Annotated in this window: 1 protein-coding gene; it reads right to left on the reverse strand. The window is 64.6% G+C overall.

What is annotated here, in order from left to right; genetic code table 11:
- A partial coding sequence (locus AC1DYR_RS22225) for a beta strand repeat-containing protein (protein WP_477706984.1) occupies positions 1-2,853 on the reverse strand: 2,853 nt, incomplete at both ends.

The following is a 2,853-nucleotide window of genomic DNA, read 5'->3' on the forward strand; positions in this document are numbered from 1 at the left end:
AGCCTTGCCGTTGCCCACATTCTTGTCGGCGAAGGTGCCGCTGCCACCGCCCACCGTCACCACATCGCCGCCCAGGGCCGCGACGTTTGCGGTGCCATTGAGCGTGGCGGTGGTGGTGGTGTCGTACACCTTGTTGTTCGCGCCCACGCCCGTAACCGCCAGGCTGGCCGGTGTGATGTTGGCCGTGAACCCTGTGGGTTGCACCACGGTGTAGTTGCCGGCATCGGCGCCGCCCAGTGTGTAGCCGGTGACTGTCACGGCTTTGCCGTTGCCAACGTTTTTGTTGGCGAAATTGCCGCTGCCGGTGCCGCCCACGGTCACGGTATCGCCACCCAGAGCTGTCACCGCCGCTGTTCCGCTGAGCGTGGCCGTGGTGGTGGTGTCGTAGACCTTGTTGTTGGCACTCACACCGCTGACCGCCAGGCTGGCCGGCGTGATGTTGGCGGTCAAGCTCGTGGGTTGCACCACGGTGTAATTGCCGGCATCGGCACCGCCCAGCGTGTAGCCGGTGACGGTCACGGCTTTGCCGTTGCCAACGTTCTTGTCGGCGAAAGCACCGCTGCCAGCGCCGCCTACCGTCACCGTGTCGCCACCCAAGGCCGTCACCGCGGCTGTTCCGCTGAGCGTGGCCGCAGTCGTGGTGTCGTAGACCTTGTTGTTGGCATTCACGCCTGTGACCGTCAGGCTGGCGGGGGTGATATTGGCGGTAAGCCCCGTGGGTTGGACCACGGTGTAATTGCCGGCATCGGCTCCGCCCAGCGTGTAGCCGGTGACGGTCACGGCCTTGCCGCTGCCCACATTCTTGTTGGCAAAGGTACCGCTGCCACCGCCAACCGTCACAACATCACCCCCCAGGGCCGTAACAGCCGCCGTTCCGTTGAGAGTCGCGGTGGTCGTTGCGTCGTAGACCTTGTTGTTGGCATTCACGCCTGCGACCGTGAGGCTGGCTGGCGTGATGTTGGCGATTACCCCTATGGGCTGCACCACGGTGTAGTTGCCGGCGTCCGCACCGCTCAGCGTATAGCCGGTGACAGTCACGGCCTTGCCATTGCCTGCATTCTTGTTGGCGAAGCTGCCGCTGCCCGTGCCGCCCACGGCCACAACGTCGCCACCCAAGGCCGTGACGGCCGCCGTTCCGTTGAGCGTCGCCGTGGTGGTCGTGTCGTAGACCTTGTTGTTTGCGCCTACGCCGGTCACAGCCAGGCCAGCCGGCGTGATGTTCGCGGTCAATCCCGTGGGTTGCACCACGGTGTAGTTACTGGCGTCTGCGCCGCTGAGGGTGTAGCCGGTGACCGTTACAGCCTTGCCGTTGCCAACGTTTTTGTCATTGAAATTGCCGCTGCTGGCGCCACCCACCGTCACGGTATCGCCGCCCAGGGCCGTAACAGCCGCTGTTCCGCTGAGCGTCGCCGTGGTGGTGGTGTCATACACCTTGTTGTTGGCATTTACACCCGTTACCGTCAGGCTGGCGGGTGTGATGTTTGCCGTCACCGCCGTCGGTTGAACCACGGTGTAATTGCCGGCATCGGCGCCGCCGAGGGTGTAGCCGGTGACGGCGACGGTCTTGCCGTTGCCTACATTCTTGTTGGCGAAATTGCCGCTGCCGGTTCCGCCCACGGTCACGGTATCGCCACCCAGGGCGGTAACCGCCGCTGTTCCGTTCAGCGTCGCGGTGGTCGTTGCGTCGTAGACCTTGTTGTTGGCTCCCACACCCGTGACAGCCAGGCTGGCCGGTGTGATGTTGGCCGTGACAGCTGTGGGCTGCACCACGGCGTAGTTACTGGCATCTGCTCCGCCCAGTGTGTAGCCGGTGACTGTCACGGCTTTACCGTTGCCAACGTTCTTGTTGGCGAAATTGCCGCTGCCGGTGCCGCCTACGGTCACGGTATCGCCACCCAGAGCTGTCACCGCCGCTGTCCCGCTCAGCGTCGCTGTGGTGGTCGTGTCGTAAACCTTGTTGTTTGCGCCTACGCCGGTAACAGTCAGGCTGGCCGGCGTGATGTTGGCTGCGAGGCCGGCGGGTTGCACCACGGTGTAGTTGCTCGCATCAGCGCCGCCCAGCGTGTAGCCGGTGACGGTGACGACCTTGCCGTTGCCCACATTCTTGTTAGCGAAGGTGCCACTGCCCGTGCCAGCCACGTTCACCACATCGCCGCCCAAAGCGGCAACACTGGCCGTGCCATTGAGCGTCGCCGTGGTGGTCGTGTCGTAGACTTTGTTGTTGGCTCCCACACCTGTGACGGTCAGGCTGGCCGGTGTGATGTTGGCGGTCACTGCCGTGGGCTGCACCACGGTGTAGTTGCCGGCATCGGCGCCGCCGAGGGTGTAGCCGGTGACGGTGACAACCTTGCCATTGCCCACATTTTTGTTGGCGAAGCTGCCGCTGCCGGTGCCGCCCACCGTCACCGTGTCGCCACCCAAAGCTGTCACCGCGGCTGTCCCGCTCAGCGTCGCTGTGGTGGTCGTGTCGTAAACCTTGCTGTTTGCGCCTACGCCGGTCACAGTCAGGCTGGCCGGCGTGATGTTGGCCGCGATACCTGTAGGTTGCACCACGGTGTAGTTGCCGGCATCGGCCCCACCCAGTGTGTAGCCGCTGATCGTCACAGCCTTGCCGTTGCCCACATTCTTGTCGGCGAAGGTGCCGCTGCCACCGCCCACCGTCACCACATCGCCGCCCAGGGCCGCGACGTTTGCGGTGCCATTGAGCGTGGCGGTGGTGGTGGTGTCGTACACCTTGTTGTTCGCGCCCACGCCCGTAACCGCCAGGCTGGCCGGTGTGATGTTGGCCGTGAACCCTGTGGGTTGCACCACGGTGTAGTTGCCGGCATCGGCGCCGCCCAGTGTGTAGCCGGT

The organism is Polaromonas sp. P1_F9 (assembly GCF_056405615.1).